A 25,529-nucleotide genomic window follows, 5' to 3' on the forward strand; every position below is an offset into this window, starting at 1 on the left:
CCCGAGGAGGCATCAGGATGATGTATCTTTATCTCCCTCCTGAAACACTCTTTAAGCTTACTATAGTCACAAAAATACGGAGCTTTCAGAACATCAAATTTCTCCAATACCTTCTTCAAATCATCCATATACTACCTTAAACATTCAAACTTCTTCCACTTAACAAATATACCCTGATCCAAAATTTCAACTTTCGCTTTCTTTTTACCAAGTTTCAGTTTATTGTCAAGATAGTAAACCGACTTTTTCACAGCAAATACTTCCCTAGAATCAATATACTTCGCCTTCTCAAGTGAATAGAGAAACTTCTTAGCAAGCTTCAAAGTTTTCTTGTTTCCTAGTTCCTGAATAAATGGAGAAATTTTTATCACCTCGGATACTTTGTTAAGAGATATAAGATTCGCCAAAAGCTTGTTAAACTCATTCGTAGCAAAGTGTCCATATATACACACCTCGTCGTAAAAGTTGTCAACCAACAGATCAAGCATCTCTAGATCGGTGTTTTCGTAGATGTATCTAAACACCAATTTGAAAAACTGGAAAAGAAATATAGGATTTGAAGATTTGTATTCGTTGACATAGTATCTTATAAGCGTAGTTCTATCTATCTTGGTCCTCTCATGTAGCACCGAGTTTAGCATAACCTTTGTTTTCTCCATCCTTCCCTCCTACCGTATCCCCAGATATGTTAGAATCAAGTATATTACTAGCCCAACAGTAGATGGCAAGATTAGAGAAAAAAGGAAAATCAAAACATAGGGTATTTTCCTACTCGCCTTCTTTATAAACCATACTGTCCTGTCTATAGCTTCAAAATTCTTCCTATCAACAAAACTCTCATTTCTAAGACTAATTAATCTCTTTATAGCCTCTTCATAATTACCAATCCTATAATCACATAAACTCATATTGTATTTACTCGCAAACTTAAACTCCTCACAGTTCTCAACTTTTGAAAACTCCTTCTTGCTATCCTCGTATCTACCCAGTCTGTACAAAATAACCCCCTTGGTAAAAGAAATTTCAGGATAGTATGGCATATTTCCACACAGATCTATAAGCTCCACAGCTTTCGTCAGATCACCATTTCTAAAGTAGCACACAGCAAGATTATATACAATATTAATATTCTTTGAATACTTCTTTGCAAGCTTTTCAAGAACAGCAATTGCATCTGGTATTTTACCTGAAGAAAATAAGGAGTAGGAATATAAATACAAAAAATAATCACTAATCTTACCTTCCCTATAAATAGAAAGGCACAACTCTGACAATTCCTTATACTGCTCTGTATAATACCAAATATCAGCAAGATCTAGCAATACCTCTGGATGAAGCTTTTGTGCTAGAAAATCGGAAATGTCCATAACTGCTTTTCTAAAATCATTTTCCAGGAACCTCTTCAAGTATTCCGTTCTCTTTGATACTACCTCGGTATTTGAGTAAGATTGGTAAAGATCTGCAAAACCTTTCCCATCAAACATTTTGATCTCCTTCAGACAGTAGAGCTTTGCCAATGGATCTTGAGCATTCTGGAGCACCTTATAAACAGTACTTCTATATTTCTCAAAGTTTCCTTCCAAAAAGAAAACTTTTGATAGCACCACATCAAGGTGAGAGGTATAATCAATAACGTTTTCTATTTCCCCGGAAAATATCACTCCTGCGAAAAAATTTGCCACTTCTACAACCTTCCGAACTTTTCTTGGCAATTCCTTGTAGAATCTTTTTCCCATCTGAGAGGCCTTCAGAACCTCTCCGTCCTTGTAAAGTGAGAGTATTTTTTCAATATCTTTTTGCAAAGTCATTTCAACAACTATCCTCCTTCTCAGTAAGGTTTCTCTACATACCCCTTTATTAAAATATCGTCCTCAAACCTCAAAGCTGTAATATCGTAAAGTCTTATTGCATCCTCAACCTTGGATACCCCCTTACCCCCTACAGTCCTAGCAGATCTTCCTCCTAAAAACTTAGGAGAAACGAACACAAAAACCTTATCCACTAGATTACCCTCAAAGAAACTACCGATTATCTCCCCTCCGCCCTCAACAAGTAGATTGATAACCTTCCTCTCACCAAGTTTATCAACCACTTCCCTAAGATCTAGAAATTTGTCCCCAATAAGGCTTATATACTCATACTTCTTGTTCTCCTTTTTTGATATGTAACTTAAAAAATCTTTATTCACTTTCTCTGAAACAAAAAACAGCGTTGGCAGTTCATCGTTCACAACAACCGAATCAATTGGAGTCCTACCAAACGGATCAACCACACATCTAAGAGGTTGTTTGTAAAGGTATTCCTTCTTCTTATATCTTATGGTCAGGTAAGGATTATCCTGTATTATTGTATTAACACCGACCAATATTGCATCTGCCTTCCTCCTTATCTCAGAATGTACATACTCTCTACTTAACTGTGATGAAATCCACTTTGAATCACCCGTTATAGTTGCAAGCTTTCCATCAATACTTATAGCGTATTTAACAGTTACAAACGGTTTGCCAGTTGCAACAAACTTGAAAAAATCCTCATTCAGCTCTAAAAGATCTTCTTCAAAAAAACCAACCTTTACCTCAATTCCTGCAGACCTTAACCTAGATATCCCCCTACCATTGACTTTTGGGTTTTTATCAACGGTTCCGACGTAAACTTTTTTTATACCAGCTTTTATTATCTCTTCCGTACAAGGAGGATTATGACCAGAATATTGGTGAGGTTCAAGTGTGACGATCATGGTGCTTCCCCTAAGAGGCACCTTTGAGTTCTCAATTGCTACAATTTCCGCATGCTTACCATAATTTGGCTGAGTTGCTCCTACAGATACTACCTTACCACCCTTTATTATCACAGCTCCTACCGCCGGATTTGGAGAAACAACACCTTTAACCTTATTCGCAAGAGAGTATGCAAGTTCAAAATATTCAAGCTTAACATCCAAATCTACCATAATTATGTAATTACCTTAAATTCAGCAAGTCTCTCCAAGCAGTTATTCCTTTCTCTATTACGGTTTTGACAAACAACAATGATAGCCTAGCTTCCTCTTCTGCTATAATAACCTCGTGAACATTTACTTCCTCAGGAGACACCACCGCCATCTCCTGAAGACTCTTCGCTTCTAGCTCCTTCCTGTTTACATCATCAATAGCCCTCAACAAAAGTTCACCAAAACTCTGTTCCACATTTTTCACCCTATGCTCACCCGGAAAAGCAATATGTTTTTCATTTGTTACTCTAATGACAACATCATAACTGCGGAAAACTTCACTCATAAATACCTCCAAGAATATTTTCGGATTCACTCCACAACTTTCAAGCTAGCAGGATAGAGTAATAACCGAACTCTCCTTGCAATGCAAAAAACTAAAAGAAAGAAGATATTTAACGAAACTAATAATAGCACCAACGGAGGTAGGATATGATAATCAATAACAACTACAGTTTTGACATCGTTTCAAAAAAGATAGAGATTGATAAGGTAACCAAAGAAGAGATAAGAAAACTAAACGAAGAACTAAAAATCAACCATCAAGCTAGTAAGAACACTCTCGGCGAAGAAGATTTCCTGAAAATCCTTACCACCCAACTAAGAACCCAAGATCCAACTAATCCAGTTGACGATAAAACATTCATATCCCAAGTAGCTCAACTTACCGCCTTAAAACAACTCGGTAATCTTAACAATAACATACTTTCATTAGTTTCCCAAAATGCTATAAACAGCTCTCTGTCTATGATCTCAAAACTAATTGAATGGATAGACAGTGATACTGGCATAGCCCACAGCGATAAAGTTACAGGAGTCAGACTCAATGAAAATGGAGAAGTTTTTCTAAAAACTGAGAAAGGACACCTAGTTTCTATGAAACAAATAGTAGAAGTAAAGTAAGTTGCAAAGGAAATGTATGGTTCTAGGTATTATACAAGCAAGAATAAATTCTGACAGATTTCCAGTTAAAGTATTTGCTAGGTTTTCAGACGGCTCAGTAGTGCTAGAAAGAGTCATAAAGCAGGTTCTCTTTTCCAAGTCAGTTGACAAGGTAGTAGTAGCTACAAACTATATTTCGTTCAATTCTATCTTTTCGTTTGTATCTGAAAATTTTGCCAACGTTTCAGTTATCTCAGGTCCAGACGAAGATGTGCTTTCTAGGTTTGTAAAATGTCTTGATGCCTTTGATAATACCGATACTGTTGTGAGAATTACTGCAGACAATCCGCTAACATGTCCTGAGTATATTGACAAAGCCGTATCCCTGCACCTACAACATAAAGCAGATCTTACACATTTTCTGGGAATCCCTCTAGGAACAGGCGTAGAAGTTATAAAAGCTGACACACTTTATAGAGTATCAGAGCTTACACTTGAAACTTACGATAGAGAACATGTCACTCCCTATATATACAAAAACAAAGACACGTTTAAAGTTTTAGAACCAAAAGCCTTACCTGATTTTCAGGATCTTAGAGTAACCCTAGATACTCCAGAAGATCTAATCCGTATTGACGAGATCATAAAAAGACTCAATTACAAACTCCCCATCTTCGTTGAAGATGTCTTGGAAGTTTATCCTCTGGTGGTAAACCTAACTTTCTTATAAACATTATACCTTCCTTAATTTAAGAAACCTCAGTGCAACATCAAATAGACTGTTCTTGCTTAATCAGTTTTTGTTTTTCAAGTTCTATTACAATAGGAGAAGCGATAAACAATGAAGAGTAAGTTCCACTTATTATGCCAGTAAGAAGCACTATAGCAAATCCCTTGAGAGTTTCAGGTCCCCAAGCTATAAATGCTAGAACCACAAGTAATGTCGTGAAGGATGTTAGAACTGACCTAACTATAACTTGCCTTATGCTTTTGTTAACTACGTATTCAACCTCAGACGATTTTACAGCTTCAAAGTTTTCTCTTATTCTGTCATACACAACTACAGTGTCAGTTACTGAATATCCAAGTATTGTCAGTATTGCAGCAATTATTGATATATCCATTTCTATGTCAAACAGCAGGATCACGGTGAAAGCGATAAGAAGATCATGTATCAATGCTACAATTGCACCCAAACCGAATATGAAATCAAACCTAATACCAATATATATAAGTATTAAGGCTCCAACAACCAAGGAGAGTATCATTGCATTTCTGAAAAACTCTTGACTCAACCTAGGCCCAACAGTATTTTCACTTCTAATTATCACTTCTCTAAAGTTGTCTTGCAGAGCCTTCTTCACAGTTTCAACTTTATGAACATATTCCTCATCCACCCCTATACTGATAAGGAATATATTGTCCTTAGGGTCACCAACATAGGTAACATTCTTTGTAACCCCTGTAGAAACAATAACCCTTCTTACATCTTCTATTCCTATATTGTCGTTGATCTTCACTTCAAGCCTTGTTCCACCGGCAAAATCAATGCTTTGCCTAAAACCACCTTTTACAAAGAAAAGCACAATACCTATTAGCACTACAACTGATGATAGTCCTATGAAGTAAAACCTACGCTTAACAAAGTCTATATTCCTCAATGGTTCAAGAAAGTTAAACATACGAGCCTCCAACTACACCAATGCTGGTAAAAACCTTAGCCTCAGTTTTTGCACAACAAAGTCAGCCAAAAATCTCACCACAAATATTGACGTAAACAAAGACACAATTATACCCACAAGTAAGGTAGTGCCAAAACCTTTAATTGGTCCATAACCGTAGGTTGAGAGTATAAACGATGATATTATCACTGTAACGTGTGTATCTATGATAGTAACAAAAGCTTTATCAAACCCCACTTTCATAGCAGTCACTAGATCTTTACCATTTCTTATCTCCTCCTTTATCCTCTCAAACTGCAGGACATTAGCGTCAATAGCCATTCCAATGGTCAGAGCTAGCCCTGCGATACCTGGCAGAGTTAAAGTCGCTCTAAACAATGCAAGCCCCGCTAAAGTCAAAAAGAGGTTAAGGATGAGAGAAATCGTTGTGATAAACCCAAAGGTCTTGTAGTAGAATATAGCAAAAGCAAAGACTAGAAGGATACCTATAAGTGCTGCTCTTGTGCCTAGACTTATACTATCAGCACCTAAAGAAGGCCCTATGGCTCTAATTTCAATCTCCTTAAGCTTTACACTTAGAGCACCAGATTTCAAAACAGAAACAAGGCTATTAACTTCCTCAAGCGTAAATACTCCTGTTATTTGCCCCCTCCCACCAAGTATCTCAGTCTGAATAACTGGAGCACTCCTCACCCTACCATCAAGCACTATTGCAAGCCTTCTACCTACATTGTTCCTTGTTATCTCAGCAAATATATCCGCCCCCTCTAGTGTCAGAGAGAAATCAACAACTGGCCTTCCAAATTGATCCTGCCCTACCCTAGCATCGCTTATATAGCTCCCGTCAAGGACAACTTCCTTCTTAAGTATAATGAAGCCTTTCAGAACAGGAACCCCAAATTCGTCAGTCTCATAGTAGCCATAAATTTCATCATCAGATGGAACAACATTGTCTTTCAGAAACAAAGTGAGATCTGAAATCAAACCCTCGTTGTTAAGATACTTCCTATCAATACTGTTCATGTATTCATCATCAACAAACTTAAACTCAAGTTTTCCCGCCTTGCTTATCGCTTCCCTAGCCTGCGCTATACTTGATATTCCTGGAAGCTCAACAGAAATTCTATATCCACTCTCTCTCCTTATAACCGGATCTGCAACTCCAAATTGATCAAGCCTGTTCCTCAGAATCTCCAGAGATATACTCACCTGTGACTCCAGCTCTTTTTCATATTCCGAGACCACTTTCTCCATATCTCCCTCAAATCTATCAAGAAGAAAGTTAGTCATATCCACCGGATCTGGTTCAAGCGTTATGTAAATTCCACCTCTAAGGTCAAGTCCCATATTGAGAACTGTACTGTTTCTTAACTTCTTAATCTCGTTATACTTTTTCTTAAGCTCTGGTGAAAGCTTACTCACCTCCTCCATAGGTAGAGAAAGAAGTTCCTTATCCTCCTTCGGCACCACAAAATACCACTCGTAGGTAGGCCTAATGATAACTACCCCTAAAGCCAAAACTACAACTATCACAAAAAGCCTAATCCAATCCATAATATTCTCCAGTTGAGATTGATTATAAAAAATTTCTCCGCCTAGACTCCAATTTAAACTTCCATCTATTTCCCATTTCTTGAAATACCTCCACCTACTCAAGTAAAATTGGTTCACAAATGTTGAATAAACTGTTCAGATTGATCCCTGTGATAGTTTGTGCATTAATTCTTTCTACTATACGAACCTATGGTGTTCCTCCCTTTCTAAAGAATGAGAACGCTATAATAAGTTCAAAAGAGAAAATAACTCTATCAATAGAGCTACAAAACTTTAGCAGATGGCTACCAGATCTATCGGATTATAACATACTCAAGATCAGTTTCAAGGGAGTATACTCACCTAACAACTACGTAGAACTTGGCTTTGAGTTTCCTTACCTGAAGATTCTGGAAGCGAATGATAACGGAGTAATAGGTGATGTTAGGCTCTTCTCCAAATTTCTAACCTTTAACGAAACATTCTCGTTTATTGACACCTTTCTCTTTCAAAACGCTCTAACACTGCAACTTTCACTGGCTACTGGTGTAAAGAAAGAGGATAGCTACCGAAACATAGGGCTACAGAAAGGGCTATACTTTCCCCTGTCTTCAGGATACACAGACATAGAGATCGGTAACGCACTAACACTAGTAGGAAATATCTTCGCACTGTCTTTATACCTTTCCTTCATCTCCATCTCCTCAAAGATAGAACCTCCACTTGCATTCAATATAGAGAATGATAACCTTATAATAGGTAGCACATTTGAAGTATTCTGCTACTATTCAAAACATATCACCATTAAACTCTTTTCAGAAACAATCTACTACTTGCCAATCTCTGATAAGTCAAAATACGTAAACGCATTGATAACCGGCGGAGGACTATGGGTAAAAGTACTAGAAGCTCTAATCTTCAACCTAGGCTACTACCAAAACTTCTCCCCACCCATTGATATTGAAAGAACAACTAGTTGGATACTTTCCGGAAGTATTGGATTAAGACTGTAACATTACTCTAGCTCTTACAACCCTAACTATATCCTCAATCACTGATCTTCTATTAAGAGTGAATAGGTGTATTTTCTTAAACCCGTTATCAAATAGATCCATTATCTGCGATACAGCAACCTCTATCCCTAGCTTTTCCATATCCTCAGGAGAAGACAGAACACTATTAAACTTGTTGGTTAAATCGTCAGGAATTCTCGCTCCAACGCTTGTGGCAAACGAAAATATTTGCTTGAAGTTCGTTATAGGCATTATCCCAGGTATTACCTCATTGGTTATGCCCTTTTTCCTACATATATTGACAAATTTGTAAAAATATGAATTGTCAAAAAACATCTGAGTTATGGCAAAATCACCCCCTTCATCAAATTTCCGTTTAAGATATTCAACCTCTTTCTCAACATCGCGATATTCAGGATACCCCTCAGGATAGGCACTCACACCAATGCTGAAAGTACTACCAAACCTCTCCTTTATGAACCTTACAAACCCCAACGCGTTCTTAAAGTAAGCCTTTGATATATCAAAATCACCTACATCTTTAGGAATATCTCCTCTCAATGCAAGTATATTCTCCACGCCTATTTCAGCATAAGCCTGAAGTAAGTTTTCTATTTCTTCAGGTGAGTGAGTCAAAGAAGTCAGATGAGGCATCACTGGAATATCATACTTTTCCTTTATGAACTTAACCAAAGAAAATGTTTTCTCTCTTGTACTTCCCCCCGCACCATAGGTCACAGAAACAAAGTTCGGATTAAGCCTTTGATAAAAGGTAAACCCTTTCGTAAATTCTTCAAACGCCTTCTCCTCCTTAGGGGGAAAAAACTCAAGCGATATGCTATATTCACAACTTAGGAGAACGTTTTTTATTTTCATAAGTGCAAAATTCTACTCAAAATCAAAACACTTTTGCAACCTAAAACGGAGATTACCCAATATAAGTCAAGGAACTATAGTTACTCTTTACATAAAAGCTACCAGATATTTCATTTCAAAATCAATTCCTCTAATAAACTTCAGCAAACTTTAATGAAGTAGAAGTCACAACTAAGTTCTACCACTTTATCTAGTTTTAGCATTACATTCGTAGTAAGCTTACTATTAGCACATACACTCCCATCGCAAGAGAGTATGCTAAGCATATAGGGAGTGTAGCTGAGACTATCTGTTTCTCTTGTCCTTGAAGTCCTACAGCCGATGAGGCAACTGCTATGCTCTGAGGAGAAATCATTTTTCCAGCGGTTGCTCCAGAGGTGTTTGAAGCGGAAATCCAGACAGGGTCAAATCCTAAATTTTTGGCAGTTTCCTTCTGTAGGGCTCCCAACAAGATGTTTGAACTAGTATCACTACCTGTTATGAATGTTCCAATTGCCCCAATAAGTGGTGCAAAAAGAGGGTAAACATTGCCAGATAGTGCAGATATCAAGAGTGCGGTGCTTATTATCATTCCAGTATTTCCCATAACCTTAGCAAGGACAACAATACTTACTATCGTTAAAGCACTCCACTTTATCTTCTGAAGAGTCTCAACCAAAGCTGAGAGAATAGTTTTTAGGTTAGCACCCTGAAAGATAGAACCAACCACTGATGAGATAAGCAAAAGGGTTCCTGGTGTTGTGAGATAGTCTATCTTGATCTTGTGATCCACAATACTCAAGGTTATGACAAAATGTTCACTTAAATACCCTGGAAAAACAACCCTTGAGAGAACTATGAGAACAAGAAGAATTAAATAGTTTATCACCGGAACTAAAATCTTCTTCATAAACGGATTTGGTCTTCTAAGGTGATTGATGATAACCACCACTAGCAATGATACAATACTTCCCAGAACTGCTACTAGCTCAGGTCCTATAAAGAAGGCAACTAGAGTTTGGGTTAGCGTAAAAATAAACCCGATCAACAAAGCGTCTCTTAGAGACTCTCCAGCTCCCCTAATTCCTCCATTTGATATTATTACCACAAGCGGAGGAATAACTAGTGAGAATGGAATAAGTTGCAAAGCAACGTATCTTGTAAGTTCCTCCAGTGGCTCCTTAACCAAGTTGCTAAGGACTATCACTGGAAGCCCTAGTGCACCAAAAGCAACAGGCACTGAGTTAGCTACAAGCGAAATTACCGCAGCCTTGATAGGGTCAAAGCCTATAGACACAAGCATACCCGTCGGTATAGCTACCGCAGTTCCAAAACCCGCAACACTCTCCAAAAATCCCCCAAAACAAAACGCTATAAGCACCGCTTGAGTGTGTCTGCTCTCAGTAATGTTGTTTAAAAAACTCTTTATCACCTCCATCGCACCAGTTCTAAGACTTATAAAATACGTAAACACTGCAGCCAGAATAACCCAGATTATAGGTATAAGCGCCATTACAGCTCCCTCAACAAAAGATACAAGAATAACCGAAATATCACTCTTCCACAGCAACGATAGAAAAGCAGTCACAACCATAGCAAAAAGCGTTACCCAATGCATGCCTATTCTAGTCTTCAGTATCCCTACACCTATAAGTAGAAACGGTATAAGACTTACTATCCCAAGAGTAAGCTCTCCCATTTCCTTCTCCATCTCGGCTAAAAATTTTGTTACTTCTGCACCTACTCTTTAAACTTAATCTCAAACCCATAAGTAAGTATCAAAACTTCAAGATTTCAGAAAACCACCTACCCCACCAGTTACTACGGAAACCCTCTCAAGTTCACTTCTAGGATTACTGCGTAGAAATACAATAAGTATAATGAACTTAACAAAAGGCTTGATAACAAAGCAAAGACACTTGACGAATCAGAAAAATTTTGGTATATTTTATGTGAAAACTTTTGATAGGGAGGTGAGTTATGAGAAAGGGTCTAAGTATATGGCAACCTCTTGTTGAAATTGAAAGGGTAAGAAGGGAATTTGACAGACTTTTTGATGAGTTTTTCGGCTCCTTAGAGCCCGGTAAAGAATACGTCTTTGCCCCAGTAGTAGATTTATACGAAACAGACAAGGATGTTGTGATAAAGGCTGAAATTCCTGGTGTCAAAAAGGATGATATAGAGATAGTGGTTAAAGATAACTTTGTGCACCTAAAGGCTGAAAAGAGAGAGGAAAAGGAGGAAAAGAAGGAAAACATCCACAGGTTGGAAAGATTCTATGGCAGGGTTGAGAGGATAATACCACTGCCAGTTGATGTAAAAAGTGAAGAAGCCAAAGCTGAATACAAAGATGGAATACTTGAAATAAGAATACCGAAGGAAAAGGTCTCTAAGGAAACTAAGATAAAGATCTCTTAAGCTATGAGGAGCTCGCAGGCTCCTCCGAACTTTGTCTTCTTCGCTTAGCAAAAGCTAAACTCCTTTTATCTTTATCAAAAGTTTGCAGTTCGTATTTCTGAACCTTTTGTTAGGTTTCGGTTAATCAAAGTAGTAAGTCCTTATATCTCCTACTTTTTTGGACAGTTCAATAGGGTTCAAAACCTTAACTATTTTCACATCTTGCACCTCAGCAAGGTCAATCTCTACAGGCGAATCCAATTTAGACAGTTGGGAAGTAAAGACAGCTTTCACAATTTGTTTGGTTTTGTCTCTTGGACTTACATCCTTCACAAATCCCACTAGGTTGTTAGACATCTCTATCCAACTACCTATTGGGTAGGTTGAGGTTGCTCTGACAAACGCGTATACAACATCTCTATCATATTTCTTAAGCTCATTTTTGAGTATATGATTTACTGCCAAAGCTGGTAAAATAGGCTTAGTGTTAAACGGGTTTTCAAGCACTAACTCACTAAGTCTTTCTGTAAATGCAATTATAGGGGAATATTTTGACATATACCTAGTTGTGCCTTTAGGATAACCGCTTCCATCAAGAAATTCATGGTGTTCATAAACCGCCCTTTGGATACTTATATCTAAACTCAACTTCTGCGCAAAAAAACTTGATTCACTTGGGTGTAACTCAACTTTGGAAACAGTTGTTGCTGGTATCCTAAAGGACGGAAGTATTGAGCCAAAATTCTTTCGCAGTCCCACATCATGCAAAATACTAATAAGCCCTATGTTTGTCAGATCGTCAATGTCAAAGGTCTTCTGAGATATCACCTTTAGGCTTCTAGGATCAACTTTGTTGTCACTTTGAGAAAGCTTATCATAAGCAAGTTTGGTTAATTCCTTCGCTATAAGTATTGACATAGCCATCACAAAGATAGAATGCGAAACAACATAGTCATCATTCTCCGAAAACTGAAACAGCGAGCTAAGGACTATTCCACTATTATCGTCACCAAAAGAGTTTATGAATTTCACCACAATGCTTTTAGCCGAGTTTATAAACATAACTCTATCAGCTACCACTAAATCCAAAAAGTAATTAGATATACTCTTGTTTGAAAAATTCAGCGCCATAACATCAGCTTTACTCCTTATAGGCACTATCTTCTGAAGAGAAAATGTATCAACAAAGCTCTCAGAAATCTCCCTTATCGTCCTCTCAACTTCTTGTTTCATTGTCTGTGAAGTTATCTGCTCTTTTACAACTATCTCCTCTATCTTCTGACTAGTATTCTCAACCTTTGACTCATAATCCCTACCTCTTATCATCTCTATCGTCCTCCTTATAGATTCTGCTATTTTCCTATTTGCTTCTTCGTCACTAAATCCCAACTTTATGTCCGTGTCCTTTACTGCATCTAATGCTTCTAAACTCCGAGAAGGGTCTGAAACACTTGAGACGCTTAAAGATACTTTCTTCTCAACCTCCTCCTCAACAATCTTCTTCAGCCTTAAAACCCTCACAGTGTCTATTCCATCTATCTGCTGAATCGCAGAGATAAACTCCTTACTAAGTATAGTTCCTTTCCTAAGATTATGGTAGTATAGAATATCTTCGTCTAGAACATCTCCCTCCTTGAGCAGAAACTTTGATACAGTAATGGGAACTCTTATCTCTCCTTGCTGGTTAACTAAATTCTCTTCCATAGTTTACAACCATTTTTAAACAAGACTATATTAACTTTCAAATATTTCGCAGAAGCCCCAATAAGTTCTAAAATTAACAAGTAGACAAGATTCTAAACTTTTCGCCTACTTACACCATTTGGCTCTAGATAGCATTTCTCAGTCACAAACTTCACTTTACACCAAGTTTCCCGAGAGTTTGCTAGGAAGAGTATTTACTCAGTCCAAATAGGGACCGTGAGGGTAGTAAAAAGAAAGCTACTTCCTATTATATCCGAAATTTGGAATTTGCTGATATTCTAGTAATGAAGAATTCCAAAACTTAACGACTAGGCTTTTTACTCTTCCTGTAGTTTCTATTAACTGGGTAAATACTTTTCTTGGTGAACACTTAAGAGGGTTGGTATGAAGTGAAGTTTTGTAGCTGACGAAAACCAGAAGAGATAAGTATGGAAAAGTTTAGAATTCTGTCTATTTGCCTAATGGAAATTGGAATTTATTGACATTTTAGTTTCAAGTTTGACTAGGTAGCTGGTATAGGTTCATAATTGCTTTTGTGGGTTGGAGAGGATAGATTTTGTAGTTACGGGTTGTAAAGTGCTTAGAATGTGTATTCTAGGTTTTTGGCTTTGGGGGTTAGGGATAAGTGCTAAAGAGGTTTAGGTTGTTTTCAGGAGAAGCTAGGTATTTAAATCTTAAGAATCTTTTGTGAGGAGGAGCATATGAGAAAGATGATCTTTTTTGCTTCGTTTTTCATGTTTATCCTCATAGGAGTTTTTCCAAAAGCAGAAACGACAGTTACTTTTTATCCTAGCACAGTTTTAGTAAAACTCTCGGTAACGACAAACATAATTGCAATTCCAGCGAATTCTTTTGATATCTCGGTTGAAAGAAACAGAATTGTTGAGATAACCACTTCAACCAACATACCACCAAATCTTCTCTCTGAGTTAAGCAATACTATAAAAGAGATAGAGGAGGTGGAAAGAAAGATAACTTCTGCAAAAAATGAATCAGAGAAACTTAAAGCTTCATTGGAGTTGATAAAAACAGTTTTAGCTTCACCTTACCCAAAGGACACTAAGACCATGACTTCGCTGATGGAGAACTTTAACCAATTACAGGGGAAAGTTATTGAGATAAATGAGAGTATTTTACCTAATCTGGAAAAAGAGAAGTCAGTTAAAGAGAGGAAGAAAAAGGAAATAGAGGGAGAGATAGAAAAGAAACAGGAGGTAGTGAAAGTGATTAAGCTTTCTACCTCAGCTGGAACATTGAGCTACAGATTAGCAGGTGGCTGGAGGACCAGTTATACGCTCAATGCTGATAATCAAACCTTATCACTGAAAGTGAAATTTTCACTACCTGAGAGGGTTAAGATTCTAGTTAGCAAGATTATTGTGACGACTACTGAGGTAGTTCCGGATATCGTGGAAGTTGAGCTGAAAAAGTTGATAGGAGCTGTGATGGAAATGATTTCTTACAAATCCACACTTCCAACGACTATTCCTAAACTGAAGACTGAAGTGTATGGTAGGGTTGAAGGTGAGAAATTTTCTGAAACTAGTTTGGAGGAAAAAGGAGTTGATATTGGACTTGTATGGGAGATTAGTAAGGAGATGGTATTAGAGAAAGACACAGAGGTTACGGTATTTGATAATATACCTGTTAGTGTGGAAAGAAGTTACTATGCCATTCCTCCGAAATACTCCTCAGGTCTTGCTGTTTTTAAAATCTCAAATGTTTCTGAAGTTACTTTTCTGCCGGGTAGTGTTGACATTCTATTTGCTGGTAGTAGGGTAAGTGGGATATATCTTAATAAGACAATTCCCAAAGGTGGGGTTTTTGAAACCAAGGGAATCTCAGTGCCCAGCATCGTAGTGGAGAGGAAGTTAGTTGAAGAGCGGGAGGAGATGCCAAAACTTCTGGGGACTCATAAGCGAATAGTAAGAGTTTTTAAAAACATCATTAGAAATAACTTACCTACGCAAATAGCTATATCTATAGTTGACAGGATTCCGATACCTTATGACGATAGAATTAAAGTAAACATTGATAAGATAACACCTTCTCCTGAGATGAGCTACGAAGTAATAAGGAAGGAGGGAATATTCAAGGTAAGTATGGTTGTTGAAAAGGGGAAAACCGCAGAAAATCTAGTATCTTACTGGGTGGAGTATCCAGCGGATCTTAATTACTACGAATACGAAAGGTAGGCAAGGATTAAGCTGAACTCTCTATCTTTCTTATCTCATCTCTGACAATACTAGCTTTCTCAAACTCCAGCTTTTCCGCAAAGCTGAACATATACTCTGTCAAAGTTCTAATCACCTCTCTAATATTGTTTCCATATTGTCTCTTGATCTCATCAATTATTTCAAAAACTTCGCTATATTCGGAAACCTTAAAAGTTCTTCTAACTCTTGATGAAACTATCTTTTCGTGTTTTCTCTCAATTATATCGGTGACTTCTTTTTTAATACTTCTCGGTGTTATATTGTGCCTCTGGTTATACTCTAACTGTATTTTCCTTCTTCTATCGGTTTCTCTGATTGCTTCTTCCATAGATTGGGAGATTTTGTCTGCATACATTATTACTCTTCCATTTATATGTCTTGCTGCCCTACCCATTATCTGGATCAAAGATCTTGTTGACCTTAGAAAACCTACCTTGTCTGCATCCAGTATACACACCAATGAAACTTCCGGTAAGTCAATCCCTTCTCTAAGTAGGTTTATCCCTACTATACAATCATACACTCCCTTTCTTAGATCCCTAAGAAGTTCAACCCTTTCTATCACCTCAACCTCGTCGTGAATGTAAATAGCTTTTATACCCCTCTCAACGAGAAACCTCGTAAGATCTTCTGCCATCTTTTTCGTTAGGGTGGTTATTATTGTCCTTTCTCCTCTTTTGGTATTCTCACTCACTTCTCTTATTATATCCTCAACCTGATTTTCAGTTGGTCTTACGTAAATAACAGGGTCAAGTAGTCCTGTAGGCCTAACTATCTGTTCTACAATCTTTCCAGACACGGATAACTCATATTCATCGGGAGTAGCAGAAACATACAAAACCCTATCAAGCAAAGAGTCAAACTCTTCAAACCTAAGAGGTCTGTTGTCAAGAGCCGATGGTAGTCTAAATCCAAACTCAACTAAAGTTTCTTTTCTTGACCTGTCCCCGTTGAACATTCCTCTTATCTGAGGAATTGTAACATGAGATTCGTCTATGATGGTTAGAAATTCTTTTGGAAAATAGTCAAGTAAAACATAGGGCCTTTCCCCCGGCTTTCTCCCCGAGATATACCTTGAATAGTTCTCAATTCCCGGACAATATCCTGTCTCTAAAAGTAGATCCATGTCATACTTCGTTCTTGTTTCCAATCTTTTTGCCTCTATTTCTCTCCCACAACTTCTAAGCTCTTTAACTCTCTCTTCCATCTCCTTAAGTATCTCCCTAACTGCTTTTTCAATTCTCTCCTTTGAGGAAACAAAGAGTTTGGCTGGATATATCACTATTGCATCATGTTGATCAATTAAGGAGTTGTTCAAATAATCGTAGCGTTTTATTGAAATTATTTCGTCATCAAAAAACTCTATTCTTATGAAATCTCTAGAGTAAGCCGGATGGATATCAATCCTGTCACCTGTTACTCTGAAAGTAGCCCTAGTAAAGTGGTAGTCACCTCTTTCATACTGCATTTCGGAGAATTTGTACGCTAAGTCACGGATATCCATCTTATCTCCAACTCTTACTAAAAGGACAAACTCTCTAAAGTCTGATGGTGCTCCTAGGTTGTATATGCAAGAAACGCTAGCAACCACAATGACATCATTCCTACTTAGTAAACTTGCGATAGCAGATATTCTAAGCCTATCTATTTCATCATTTATCGTTGCTTCCTTTTCAATATAGGTATCAGTTTGAGGAATATAGGCTTCAGGTTGATAGTAGTCATAATAGGAGACAAAGTATTCCACTGCGTTATACGGGAAAAACTGCTTGAGCTCTCTGTAGAGTTGTGCTGCCAGAGTTTTGTTGTGTGAAACCACAAGGGTTGGTAGTCCTAATCTCTCAATTACATTAGCCATCGTGAACGTCTTGCCACTTCCAGTTTAGCCAAGAAGGGTGATCCTCTTATGCCCTTCTTCAGTAAAACCTTTTACTATTTTCTCTATTGCTTCTGGTTGATCTCCACAGGGTGTAAACTCTGAAACAACTTTAAATTCTTTAGCTATGTTCCTCATAGTGCTCTATTCCGAGTCAAAAGCTCCGCTTTTGGAAACTCTCTTTTTTCACTCTGCCTTTTCTGAATAATTCAGAGTTTATGACTTTTGGCTTAGAAAAGTTTTGGTATAAGGTTATTACTAAGACTCTGAATCAGATTCTTCTTTTTCAAAGTCATGTTCCTCGTGGGGTGAGATGTTCTTAAGGAGGTTGAGAGTGTAGATATACAGTTTGGAATTAGGGTTGTTGTTGACAAAATCCTCTAAGAGGGAAATTATTTCAGCTCTTTTCTTTTCATCTATTGAGGAAAGATTAGCAAAATCATTTGTATACTTCATCAAGTTGAGGCCAAAGAACACATCTGGAAAAGCTGTAGAGATATCTTCCGCTAACACGAATCCAGTCCTAGCTCCAGACGTAAAAGGAACAGATCTAATCTTACAGTAGTTACCGTAGGGTGATTTTTCAACGGACATTAGAGTAAATAGATCAAGAAAGCCAGTTTCTTTTGCACCACTGGTTGCAGCGGAGTATACTTTAACTATCTCTTTTACAGCGATTGCTGGAACAACCCCAAATTCTACTGCATCACTTCTTACGTATCCAACAAAAGTCTGGTTACTGATATCCATCACAAGGAAGTAGAACTGTTTATTCTGGGCCTTAGAATACTGGACTCTTTCTGAAACGGAGTTTGTGTAGAAAGAAGGAGGAGTTACTTCAACAGAAGGTGTGAAAAGGATATACATTACTGTGCCCCAATTGACACTGTTATGCCCCTTCGGTATTAGATTTGTGACAATGTTGGTAAGAGAAGTAGTTTTACTTATATTCGTCTTTACTTCAGCATCTAACTCCGAGAATATGACCGCTCCATCTTTCCAGAAAACCATTCCCTCATTGATAGCATAATATCTTTTCCTAGCTCCTGGGTCCTTTGGTGTGCCTCCTTCAACTATCTTGACACCTCTGAGAATGTCCTCTTGCTTGACATAATAGACCTTACCATCCTTTGCAACCATGTATAGGTGTGGGGGTATTTCTTTTCCTCTCTCCATGACTATTTCAACGATAGTGCCATAACTAAAGTTTTCAACAGGTTTTGCCCCCTTTGTTGATGGAGAGTCAAAGGCAGGGATATGATCCTTCAGCACTATGCCATAATCTATTACTTCGTAAGAAGGTTTACATGAAATAAGTAACAAAAGATTAGCACCTAGAAAAGTAAAGAAGATCATAACTTTCTTCATAAATTTCTCCCCCTTAGCAAATCAATTGTAAGAAAGGTTTGTTTTGCTTTTCAACAATTGGTGATTTACTCCTCACTTTCGGTTTCTTCTTGTTCTTCCTCAATTTCTTCTTCACCAATTCCAAGTTTTTCCTGAAGTGCGTTAAGTCTTGCTTTAAGTTCTTCAAGATCCTTTTTATCCCGCACACCAAGTTCCTTCTTTACGATCTCAAAGTTGTATATAGACGAGTAAACGTTGTAATACTTTACAACTCTCTTTATGTATTGCCTAGTTTCTCTAAACGCAAGGAATTCGGAAAATACAATACTATCCTCGGGAGATATTTTATACTTCCTCTTAGTTCTAGAGAAGACTCTAGCACCACCGTTGTATGCAGATATAGCATGATTGAGATCGCCGTAAGAGTCTATCAGCATTGACAGATAAGCCGTCCCCAGAAATATGTTCAGATCTGTTTTGAATAAATCCTTTCTGCTAGATATCGCCTCAGGTATATCAAGTTTCCTTGCCACTAGCTTTCCAGTGCTATACAATACTTGCATAAGTCCGATAGCACCAGCTCTTGAGTAAGCTCCTTCCTGAAAAAAGCTCTCTTGCTTCATAACAGCGTATATTAGGTTTGGGTCAATGCCAAACCTTTCCGCCGAGTATATCACATCAGAAACGTAAGGAATAGGATATAGAACTTCCTGTATACTAAACGGTAGGAACTTGGAAAAAGCATCTATGAATTTGTTAGCAGTTATGTTGTTGCCTTCGTTGTATATCCCTCTAGTCATTTTCATCTCAAGCCTATTTCTCATTATGACAATGTAGGAAAATACATTAGACAATCCTTTGTATACCACCTTATTCCTAACTATCCTACTCACAACAGCATACTCATCCTTTATCCTCTTAAGGAGAGTTTTTATCTTTGACCTCTCTACAGAATCTATAGCTTCAACTATCTCATAGGGTATGCTAAGAAGAAAAGGGTTTTTCTCCTTAATCTTATAGAGAACAAACGACTTATAGGAGTCATAATTCTGCTTATCAAAGTTAAATAACAATTTTGCTAGCTTCAGTTTTTCGCTTTCTGACGTAGTCGGTAAAATGAATCTATTGTAGTAACTTCTAACCTCATTCTCAGACGCTAACTCACTTATTCTCCTAGAAGCCAGGTAATCATAATATCCTGACGGAACAGAGGATACTGCAGTTTCATAAAACTTTATTGCATCATTAGTCTGACCGATCATCTCACAAGCATATCCCTTGAAAAAAGAAACTCTATCAATATCTCTATGAGCAAAATTTCCACTAAGTTCAGTCTCCTTAAGTATCAACGCTATCATATCATATCTTTTCGCCAAAATGAGTTTGTCAATCAGCTTTGAAGCAAGTAAATATATCCTCTCAGTGCGTATAGCTTCCCCAGAAAGTATTCTAAGATACTCAGTAGACTTACAACAGTCATGCTTGATATAGTGGACAACTAGCGACTTTAGTATAACTTTCCTCAAGTAGCTACCATACCCATCAATCCTATTTTCAAAACTAACAGGATTAAGAATAATGTTTCTGTAAGTCACTGGTAAGTAAATCCTAGCAAGAGTTTTCCAACCCCTCGCTCCAATAACCTTCATATCCAAGAGTAATTCTGCTATGAAATCAGGTCCAAGTTTCGCAAAATTAGCAATCTTAACAGCTTCACCGTAAAATTTATAGTCTATCAGCTCAAAACAAATCTCTTCTACCATTTTTCTTCCTTCCCCAGAAGGAAAAGAGGAAGGAAATATCCCAGAAAGATGGTGGAAATAGTCAACTATGTAGCTAATGTAATCGTATTTTTGAGTAAAATCAAAAACTACCAGATCCCTCACCATTCTAAGAGAAGTTTCCAAATTACCATCCTTAGCATAAAGCAAAGCTTTGTAGACAATGTAAATAGGACTATAAATCTCTACTTTTTTCATTTTTTCGTAAATACTTAAACTCTCCCTAAGGAGATGATAATTGCCTGTTTTGACACCGATCTTAGCCATTCTTAAAACCGCCTCATCGTAAACTGAAGTATTTGAAAGCGAAGCCAGAACTTTCAAAGCAGTAGAATACTTAGTATTAGCAATTAGAACATCAGCATACAGAAGGGCAATATCAGGCTTGTATGGGGAATCCGAAGGGACGGAGAAGTATTGTTTCTCCACAAGGCTTAGAGAGGAAAGTCTTGGATCTTTTCTAGGCACTAAAACTTCAACCCTTTTGTAAATCCTCCTACCACTCATACTCCTCATTCTCTTAACAACCTTCTTTTTATCAAAATACACTGCCTTGTAAGTGGATATAAACCTATCAATATTTTCATCCTCAATAGAGTCATACTTAGAGAAGGAAAACTTACTAAGATTCACAACATAATCGTACGTGCTTTTATTGACAACATTTTCTGGTAAATTCATCTGCGAAAAAAGAAATACAATTGCGAAAGTCCCTACGAATCCCTTCACACCAACAATCTTCATATACTCTCCCCTGAAAATTTTCGGAAACAACTCAGAAACTCAAAAGGAGTTCAAATTATATTTGATACCAGAGTACCATCTCCAGTTAACAATAAAGTATTAATAAATTCCAATTACTACTAAGTGAATAAGCAAGAATTCTAAACTCTTTCTTACTTACCCATTCAGTTCCAGATAGTGTCTGTTAGTTATAAAACCTAACTTTGCACCAAGCTTCTCAGATGCTCACCAAGAAGAGACCTTAACCTAGTCCTCGATAGTAAACCGCAAGAGAAAGAAAAATTACACTTAGTTGTGAAATTTAGACTTTATCGTAAAACCTACAATAAATCCAAAGTTTAGTAACTAAGTATTGTTTTCCTTTTACTCTTCCTGCAATCCCGTCTGGACTGGACATATCCTTCCTGATAAGTACTCAGGATCTGATATAAAGTTACGTTTACCTCTACGAAAATTATACTATGGAGCTAAAGCTAGTAAAAGTACTCAACATAATAGGTAACCTTGCATTAATAAACATTGATGGACAGAAACTGAAAGCAAAAGTTGAAGGGAATATACCATCAAATGTGTTTTTAGGAGAGGTTAGAAAAGAAAATGGCAAAGTAATAATCAGAGCTCAAAACGATCTATCTCTAATCAAAGACCTAGACAGAATACTACTTCAACTTGAAGTATCAAAAACACCTAAAAATTACCTTCTAACTAAAACTCTAATGGCTCTTGACATTCCTATAACCAAGGAAAACTTAGAAACCATCAAAAGGTTCAATCTTCCCTACCTCATCTCTGGCTTAGTGCTCAAAAGCAAAGAAAAATCTCACAAAAAACACATGTCACTAACAGAAACACTTTTCAACGAAATACCAAAAAAGATCTCAGAAAACGAGTTTTGTCTTTTCATCAACAGCTTATTCACAAAAAGAGATAGGGAACTTTTCGGAATCCTTCACTTTGAAGAAGAAAGAGAAAGCTGGTATTCCTACATTGAATTTAATGAGTCAGGTTTTAAAAAGATAGTGCTTACCACGAGAATAGAAGAGGTAGAGATAATAATCCTTCTTGAAAGGATATCCAAAGGATACAATCTATCAATAAACTTTTTTTCAGAAAGGGAAATAAGAGTGGTAGGGGAAGAAAAACTTAAGCAAAACCTTGAGGCATTGGGATTTAATCCGATCAATATAGATATAGAATCGTATGGGGGAAGAGAATGAAAAAAGCAGTAGCGCTAAAGTATGAACCTAGCGAGATGCAGGCTCCAGAGGTTATCTCAAAGGGAGTAGGAATCCTAGCAGAAAAAATAGTTCAGATAGCTGAGGAACACAATATCCCAATAGTAAAATCAGAAGTAGTAGAACCCCTTATGGCAATAAGAATAAGGTCAGAAATACCACCAGAACTTTATAACGCAATAGCAGAAATATTAGCATTTGTCTATAAGTTAGTTAAAGAAAGCAAAGGCGAGGTGAAAAAGTAAGTTGGTAGACACTACAACCTACCATAGCAATAAAGTCCAAAATTTAACAATCAGAATGGTTTTTCTTCCATCTCCCTCGTAGTCCTTACAAGAACTGAGCGATCATCAACCTCAATAGAAGTTAGAACCCAATGTAAAGTAACACTGTGGAGATTAAACCCTAGACACCATACATCTAAAATTTAAAGATTGGAAGGCAAACCTATAAAATAATGTATAGATGGATACTGAAAAAATCCGCAAAAGGATTGAGAACATAAAGAAGATGCTAGAAAGTGCCTTAGCGCTAACCAAAGATCCTAGAAGAATAGAAAGCATAAAGGCATCCTTGATGCTAGTAATGAAAGATCTAAAAAAACTCAGTGAAGGAACTTTCTCAGTAGAGGACCTAAAGAAATACGAGTTTAGCAAAAATCTTGAAGAGTTGGAGAAAGAAGAAAGACCTACTTCATATGACATTCTAGAGACCATACCTCAAATACCCCCCTCACCCTACATAAGTGACAAGGATCTAATAAACATCAATAGCTACATTTCATTTTTTGAGAAAGAGTATCTACCGTTGTTTACACCTAAATATCTCAAGGTTGTTTTTTCAGTTCAGCATAAGTTAGACTACTTTTTCTCGGAATTTAGGAGAGTGCAAATGTTTCTATCAAAGTATGTTGAACTTACCGAGAATATTGAAAAAAGTGAGAACGAAGGATATATTGCAGAAATGCAGAAACTGAAGAGAAAAAGATTTAGAGAGCTACTCTTTAACCTTGATAGGTTTCTTGAAGAATTGCAGAGATTTCTTGAAGATATTTTGGAAAACCCTACATCCGAAGGAACACTGCTAGAACCACACCTGATAATAGAATTTGAACCAGATGAGAACAAAATAATAAACAATATAGAAGCAATTGAAGCTATAAAAGACATGTATAAGTTTGTAACAGAATTTAGAAATTACATAGGAATTGCTCAAGGCTGACGGAGGTGAACATGGCTGACCCAAAGACTACAGTATACAACACTATAATTGGTGAAAATTCCTTTTTTGAAGGAAAGTTCATGGTCAACGGAGGAATAAGAATAGACGGGAAGTTTGAAGGTGAAATGCTTAAAGTTTCCCACGTGACAATAGGTAGTAAAGGCAAAGTCAGAAGCAATATCTCTGCACTCAGTGTAGTAGTTGAAGGAGTTCTTATAGGGAATATAGATGCTAAGGTTAGGGTAATACTCCTACCAACAAGTAGAGTATACGGCGATATAACAACACCAGAGATAATAATACAACAAGGAGTGATATTTGAGGGTAGGATAAAAATTGTTCAAGACAGGAGCATCTCCGTCAAGGAGGAAATTGAAAAAATCTATAGGGGGACTTGATGTTTGCTAACAACCTACTGAGAGTGCCAGAATACGTAAGTGGCACCAGAGAGGATAGTTTCCCAATAAGACTCTCCTCAAATGAGAACAATTATGGACCTTCACCAAGAGTAATAAGAAAGATCAAACAACTTTCAAAGCTTTCACATAAATATCCAGAATCGTCCTACACTCTGCTAAAGAGAGCAATAGCAAAGGAAAATAATATCCCCGCTTCAAAAGTAATTCTAGGCAACGGTTCAGACGAGATATTTCTAAACTTATTTTTGATGTATCTTACCCCAAATAGTAGCCTTCTCACAATTGAGAAGACCTTCACATATTACAAAATCTTAGCATCAATAATAGGCGCTGAAGTAATAGAAGCAAAAAGGGAGAAAAACTTCTCAATTTCGTGTAACAACATTCTCAGTGCGATGAAACCATCGGTGAAAATCCTAATATTTCCCTCACCAGATAATCCTACCGGCGTTACAGTGGATAGAAAGTGCATTGAGAACATTCTCAGAAACATACCAGAATCCACAATTTTCATTCTAGATGAGGCTTACTTCCAGTTTGTCCCCAAAAGCAAATACTGGGAAAGCATAGAGCTTATAGACAAATTCCCCAACTTTATCGTTACCAGAACTTTCTCAAAACTTTACGCTCTTGCTGGACTAAGGCTTGGATATGGTATATGTTCAGAAGAGATTGCAAAACTGTACGAGAAGATGAGAATGCCGTTTAACATCTCTTCACTTGCCTCAGAGTGTGCAATAGAAGCTCTAGCAGACAAAAACTATTATTCCAAGATCTTAAGGAAAATACTTAGAGATAAGAGAATACTAAAACATGAATTCAAAAAACTAGGCCTTAACGTATTGGAGAAATCCTATGGAAACTTCCTGTTTATACAAGGTCCAAAGGATCTTGACAAAAAACTTCTAGAATCAGGAATAGTGATAAGAAATCTAGAATCTTTCGGATATGACAAAACATACTATAGAATAACCATAGGAACTAGGAAGGAGAATAAAATTCTACTAGAGTGCTTGAGAAAAATTCTAGGAGGAACGAATGATAACTAGTCTTGCCACCTCATTTTTCGTTATCCTTCTAGCAGAAATTGCAGACAAAACGATGTTCCTTACCATTGGATTAAGCACAAAGCTGAAAAAACTACAACTGATATTGGGTATTTTCTTAGCAACGGTAGTAGTAATGCTTATACCAGTGCTTCTAGGAGAGTGGCTAAACAGGATTCTACCCAAAGCAACACTAATTCTTGCAAGTGGACTACTATTTATAATCATAGGAATATTCTGGTTTCTTGAAAGAGAAGAAAGCAAAGAAGGAGAAAAAACCTTCAACCTTCCAGATTTTTTAAAGGCATTCTTGGTATTCTTCTTAGCTGAGATGGGAGATAAGACTCAGTTATCCACTTTCTCGCTAGCAATAAGGTTTGATGATTTACTACCTGTGTGGATTGGAGCATCACTTGGTTTGTTCCTGCCTAACCTAATAATAGCATTCCTGTGTTGCACATTCCTTGCGAAGTTGAACACTAAAGTTCTAAGATTTGTGGCCGGAGGAATATTTCTAGCAATAGGTATAATAGTAATACTGGAATACTGGGGAATTATTTGAGAATTGAATACAAGGAAGTATAAAATA

The 25,529-nt window shown here is 37.2% G+C and carries 22 protein-coding genes and 1 pseudogene; 11 read left to right on the top strand and 12 right to left on the bottom strand.

Going from position 1 to position 25,529, the window contains the following annotated elements:
- Positions 1-131: 131 nt before the first annotated feature.
- The 4 genes from ABDH28_01335 to fliE are packed head-to-tail and all read right to left on the bottom strand — an operon-like array spanning position 132 to position 3,275.
- Positions 132-659, bottom strand: a complete 528-nt coding sequence (locus ABDH28_01335; GenBank protein MEN2997674.1) for a hypothetical protein — start codon at positions 657-659, stop codon at positions 132-134.
- Positions 660-668: 9 nt separating this feature from the next.
- Complete coding sequence (locus ABDH28_01340; GenBank protein MEN2997675.1) at positions 669-1,808, bottom strand: tetratricopeptide repeat protein; 1,140 nt, start codon at positions 1,806-1,808, stop codon at positions 669-671.
- Between the two features lie 20 nt (positions 1,809-1,828).
- Positions 1,829-2,950, bottom strand: coding sequence for a bifunctional diaminohydroxyphosphoribosylaminopyrimidine deaminase/5-amino-6-(5-phosphoribosylamino)uracil reductase RibD (ribD, locus tag ABDH28_01345; protein ID MEN2997676.1), 1,122 nt, complete (start codon positions 2,948-2,950; stop codon positions 1,829-1,831).
- A 10-nt stretch (positions 2,951-2,960) separates the two neighbouring features.
- On the bottom strand, positions 2,961-3,275 hold the full coding sequence (fliE, locus tag ABDH28_01350) for a flagellar hook-basal body complex protein FliE (protein ID MEN2997677.1): 315 nt from the start codon (positions 3,273-3,275) through the stop codon (positions 2,961-2,963).
- Between the two features lie 146 nt (positions 3,276-3,421).
- Here fliE and ABDH28_01355 point away from each other — a divergent pair, with 146 nt between their 5' ends.
- Both ABDH28_01355 and ABDH28_01360 read left to right on the top strand, forming a co-directional pair.
- On the top strand, positions 3,422-3,892 hold the full coding sequence (locus ABDH28_01355) for a flagellar hook capping FlgD N-terminal domain-containing protein (GenBank protein ID MEN2997678.1): 471 nt from the start codon (positions 3,422-3,424) through the stop codon (positions 3,890-3,892).
- Positions 3,893-3,908: 16 nt separating this feature from the next.
- A complete protein-coding gene (locus ABDH28_01360) occupies positions 3,909-4,601 on the top strand; it encodes a hypothetical protein (GenBank protein MEN2997679.1) in 693 nt (230 codons plus the stop codon).
- A gap of 40 nt (positions 4,602-4,641) precedes the next feature.
- Here the strand turns inward: ABDH28_01360 and secF are convergent, their stop codons facing one another.
- Both secF and secD read right to left on the bottom strand, forming a co-directional pair.
- A complete protein-coding gene (gene secF / locus ABDH28_01365) occupies positions 4,642-5,553 on the bottom strand; it encodes a protein translocase subunit SecF (GenBank protein MEN2997680.1) in 912 nt (303 codons plus the stop codon).
- A 12-nt stretch (positions 5,554-5,565) separates the two neighbouring features.
- Entirely contained in the window at positions 5,566-7,107 is a 1,542-nt protein-coding gene (gene secD / locus ABDH28_01370) for a protein translocase subunit SecD (protein ID MEN2997681.1), read from the bottom strand.
- 119 nt (positions 7,108-7,226) lie between these two features.
- Here secD and ABDH28_01375 point away from each other — a divergent pair, with 119 nt between their 5' ends.
- Positions 7,227-8,099, top strand: coding sequence for a hypothetical protein (locus ABDH28_01375; GenBank protein ID MEN2997682.1), 873 nt, complete (start codon positions 7,227-7,229; stop codon positions 8,097-8,099).
- On the opposite strand, the gene metF is transcribed toward ABDH28_01375, so the two are convergent.
- Together metF and ABDH28_01385 are read right to left on the bottom strand one after the other, a co-directional pair.
- Positions 8,088-8,975 carry a methylenetetrahydrofolate reductase [NAD(P)H] gene (gene metF, locus ABDH28_01380; protein MEN2997683.1) on the bottom strand — a complete coding sequence of 296 codons (888 nt, stop codon included), beginning with the start codon at positions 8,973-8,975 and terminating at the stop codon, positions 8,088-8,090. The genes ABDH28_01375 and metF overlap by 12 nt on opposite strands.
- Before the next feature lie 202 nt (positions 8,976-9,177).
- Positions 9,178-10,665 carry an L-lactate permease gene (locus ABDH28_01385; GenBank protein ID MEN2997684.1) on the bottom strand — a complete coding sequence of 496 codons (1,488 nt, stop codon included), beginning with the start codon at positions 10,663-10,665 and terminating at the stop codon, positions 9,178-9,180.
- Positions 10,666-10,934: 269 nt separating this feature from the next.
- Here ABDH28_01385 and ABDH28_01390 point away from each other — a divergent pair, with 269 nt between their 5' ends.
- Positions 10,935-11,372 carry an Hsp20/alpha crystallin family protein gene (locus tag ABDH28_01390; protein ID MEN2997685.1) on the top strand — a complete coding sequence of 146 codons (438 nt, stop codon included), beginning with the start codon at positions 10,935-10,937 and terminating at the stop codon, positions 11,370-11,372.
- 120 nt (positions 11,373-11,492) lie between these two features.
- Here the strand turns inward: ABDH28_01390 and ABDH28_01395 are convergent, their stop codons facing one another.
- Positions 11,493-13,055: an HD domain-containing phosphohydrolase gene (locus ABDH28_01395; protein ID MEN2997686.1), complete on the bottom strand. Its 1,563-nt coding sequence runs from the start codon at positions 13,053-13,055 to the stop codon at positions 11,493-11,495.
- Between the two features lie 701 nt (positions 13,056-13,756).
- On the opposite strand from ABDH28_01395, the gene ABDH28_01400 reads away from it, so the two are divergent.
- The gene (locus ABDH28_01400; protein MEN2997687.1) at positions 13,757-15,250 is read left to right on the top strand and encodes a DUF4139 domain-containing protein; all 1,494 of its coding nucleotides are present in this window, start codon (positions 13,757-13,759) and stop codon (positions 15,248-15,250) included.
- Positions 15,251-15,257: 7 nt separating this feature from the next.
- Here ABDH28_01400 and uvrB read toward each other — a convergent pair.
- From uvrB to ABDH28_01415, 3 genes and pseudogenes are all read right to left on the bottom strand, one after another.
- A pseudogene (gene uvrB / locus ABDH28_01405) lies at positions 15,258-17,276 on the bottom strand (excinuclease ABC subunit UvrB).
- Between the two features lie 129 nt (positions 17,277-17,405).
- Positions 17,406-18,515 carry a hypothetical protein gene (locus ABDH28_01410; GenBank protein ID MEN2997688.1) on the bottom strand — a complete coding sequence of 370 codons (1,110 nt, stop codon included), beginning with the start codon at positions 18,513-18,515 and terminating at the stop codon, positions 17,406-17,408.
- A 65-nt stretch (positions 18,516-18,580) separates the two neighbouring features.
- Complete coding sequence (locus ABDH28_01415) at positions 18,581-21,019, bottom strand: lytic transglycosylase domain-containing protein (GenBank protein ID MEN2997689.1); 2,439 nt, start codon at positions 21,017-21,019, stop codon at positions 18,581-18,583.
- A gap of 461 nt (positions 21,020-21,480) precedes the next feature.
- Between ABDH28_01415 and ABDH28_01420 the strand changes: the two genes are divergently transcribed.
- The 6 genes from ABDH28_01420 to ABDH28_01445 all read left to right on the top strand — a co-directional run bounded on the left by ABDH28_01420 (position 21,481) and on the right by ABDH28_01445 (position 25,502).
- Positions 21,481-22,236: a hypothetical protein gene (locus ABDH28_01420; protein MEN2997690.1), complete on the top strand. Its 756-nt coding sequence runs from the start codon at positions 21,481-21,483 to the stop codon at positions 22,234-22,236.
- The gene (locus tag ABDH28_01425; protein ID MEN2997691.1) at positions 22,233-22,499 is read left to right on the top strand and encodes an EscU/YscU/HrcU family type III secretion system export apparatus switch protein; all 267 of its coding nucleotides are present in this window, start codon (positions 22,233-22,235) and stop codon (positions 22,497-22,499) included. The genes ABDH28_01420 and ABDH28_01425 overlap by 4 nt, the downstream gene beginning before the upstream one ends.
- A 220-nt stretch (positions 22,500-22,719) precedes the next feature.
- On the top strand, positions 22,720-23,475 hold the full coding sequence (locus tag ABDH28_01430; GenBank protein ID MEN2997692.1) for a hypothetical protein: 756 nt from the start codon (positions 22,720-22,722) through the stop codon (positions 23,473-23,475).
- A gap of 11 nt (positions 23,476-23,486) precedes the next feature.
- Positions 23,487-23,873 (top strand): polymer-forming cytoskeletal protein, encoded by a 387-nt coding sequence (locus tag ABDH28_01435; GenBank protein MEN2997693.1) that lies wholly within the window; start codon positions 23,487-23,489, stop codon positions 23,871-23,873.
- Positions 23,873-24,943, top strand: a complete 1,071-nt coding sequence (gene hisC, locus ABDH28_01440) for a histidinol-phosphate transaminase (protein MEN2997694.1) — start codon at positions 23,873-23,875, stop codon at positions 24,941-24,943. Before ABDH28_01435 ends, hisC begins: the two co-directional genes overlap by 1 nt.
- Positions 24,933-25,502 (top strand): TMEM165/GDT1 family protein, encoded by a 570-nt coding sequence (locus tag ABDH28_01445; GenBank protein ID MEN2997695.1) that lies wholly within the window; start codon positions 24,933-24,935, stop codon positions 25,500-25,502. The genes hisC and ABDH28_01445 overlap by 11 nt, the downstream gene beginning before the upstream one ends.
- Positions 25,503-25,529 lie beyond the last annotated feature (27 nt).

It is taken from the genome of Brevinematia bacterium (assembly GCA_039630355.1).
Taxonomy (GTDB): Bacteria; Spirochaetota; Brevinematia; order DTOW01; family DTOW01; genus SKYB106.

Excerpts from the sequence above, each read along its gene's own strand:
- ABDH28_01435 (MEN2997693.1), top strand. The coding sequence starts at position 23,487 with ATGGCTGACCCAAAGACTACAGTATACAACACTATAATTGGTGAAAAT.
- ABDH28_01445 (MEN2997695.1), top strand. The coding sequence starts at position 24,933 with ATGATAACTAGTCTTGCCACCTCATTTTTCGTTATCCTTCTAGCAGAA.
- ABDH28_01400 (MEN2997687.1), top strand. The coding sequence starts at position 13,757 with ATGAGAAAGATGATCTTTTTTGCTTCGTTTTTCATGTTTATCCTCATA.
- ABDH28_01410 (MEN2997688.1), bottom strand. The coding sequence starts at position 18,515 with ATGAAGAAAGTTATGATCTTCTTTACTTTTCTAGGTGCTAATCTTTTG.
- ABDH28_01385 (MEN2997684.1), bottom strand. The coding sequence starts at position 10,665 with ATGGAGAAGGAAATGGGAGAGCTTACTCTTGGGATAGTAAGTCTTATA.
- fliE (MEN2997677.1), bottom strand. The coding sequence starts at position 3,275 with ATGAGTGAAGTTTTCCGCAGTTATGATGTTGTCATTAGAGTAACAAAT.
- ABDH28_01425 (MEN2997691.1), top strand. The coding sequence starts at position 22,233 with ATGAAAAAAGCAGTAGCGCTAAAGTATGAACCTAGCGAGATGCAGGCT.
- ABDH28_01430 (MEN2997692.1), top strand. The coding sequence starts at position 22,720 with ATGGATACTGAAAAAATCCGCAAAAGGATTGAGAACATAAAGAAGATG.
- ABDH28_01395 (MEN2997686.1), bottom strand. The coding sequence starts at position 13,055 with ATGGAAGAGAATTTAGTTAACCAGCAAGGAGAGATAAGAGTTCCCATT.
- ABDH28_01390 (MEN2997685.1), top strand. The coding sequence starts at position 10,935 with ATGAGAAAGGGTCTAAGTATATGGCAACCTCTTGTTGAAATTGAAAGG.
- ABDH28_01355 (MEN2997678.1), top strand. The coding sequence starts at position 3,422 with ATGATAATCAATAACAACTACAGTTTTGACATCGTTTCAAAAAAGATA.
- ribD (MEN2997676.1), bottom strand. The coding sequence starts at position 2,950 with ATGGTAGATTTGGATGTTAAGCTTGAATATTTTGAACTTGCATACTCT.
- secD (MEN2997681.1), bottom strand. The coding sequence starts at position 7,107 with ATGGATTGGATTAGGCTTTTTGTGATAGTTGTAGTTTTGGCTTTAGGG.
- ABDH28_01415 (MEN2997689.1), bottom strand. The coding sequence starts at position 21,019 with ATGAAGATTGTTGGTGTGAAGGGATTCGTAGGGACTTTCGCAATTGTA.
- metF (MEN2997683.1), bottom strand. The coding sequence starts at position 8,975 with ATGAAAATAAAAAACGTTCTCCTAAGTTGTGAATATAGCATATCGCTT.
- ABDH28_01340 (MEN2997675.1), bottom strand. The coding sequence starts at position 1,808 with ATGACTTTGCAAAAAGATATTGAAAAAATACTCTCACTTTACAAGGAC.
- secF (MEN2997680.1), bottom strand. The coding sequence starts at position 5,553 with ATGTTTAACTTTCTTGAACCATTGAGGAATATAGACTTTGTTAAGCGT.
- ABDH28_01360 (MEN2997679.1), top strand. The coding sequence starts at position 3,909 with ATGGTTCTAGGTATTATACAAGCAAGAATAAATTCTGACAGATTTCCA.
- ABDH28_01375 (MEN2997682.1), top strand. The coding sequence starts at position 7,227 with ATGTTGAATAAACTGTTCAGATTGATCCCTGTGATAGTTTGTGCATTA.
- hisC (MEN2997694.1), top strand. The coding sequence starts at position 23,873 with ATGTTTGCTAACAACCTACTGAGAGTGCCAGAATACGTAAGTGGCACC.
- ABDH28_01420 (MEN2997690.1), top strand. The coding sequence starts at position 21,481 with ATGGAGCTAAAGCTAGTAAAAGTACTCAACATAATAGGTAACCTTGCA.
- ABDH28_01335 (MEN2997674.1), bottom strand. The coding sequence starts at position 659 with ATGGAGAAAACAAAGGTTATGCTAAACTCGGTGCTACATGAGAGGACC.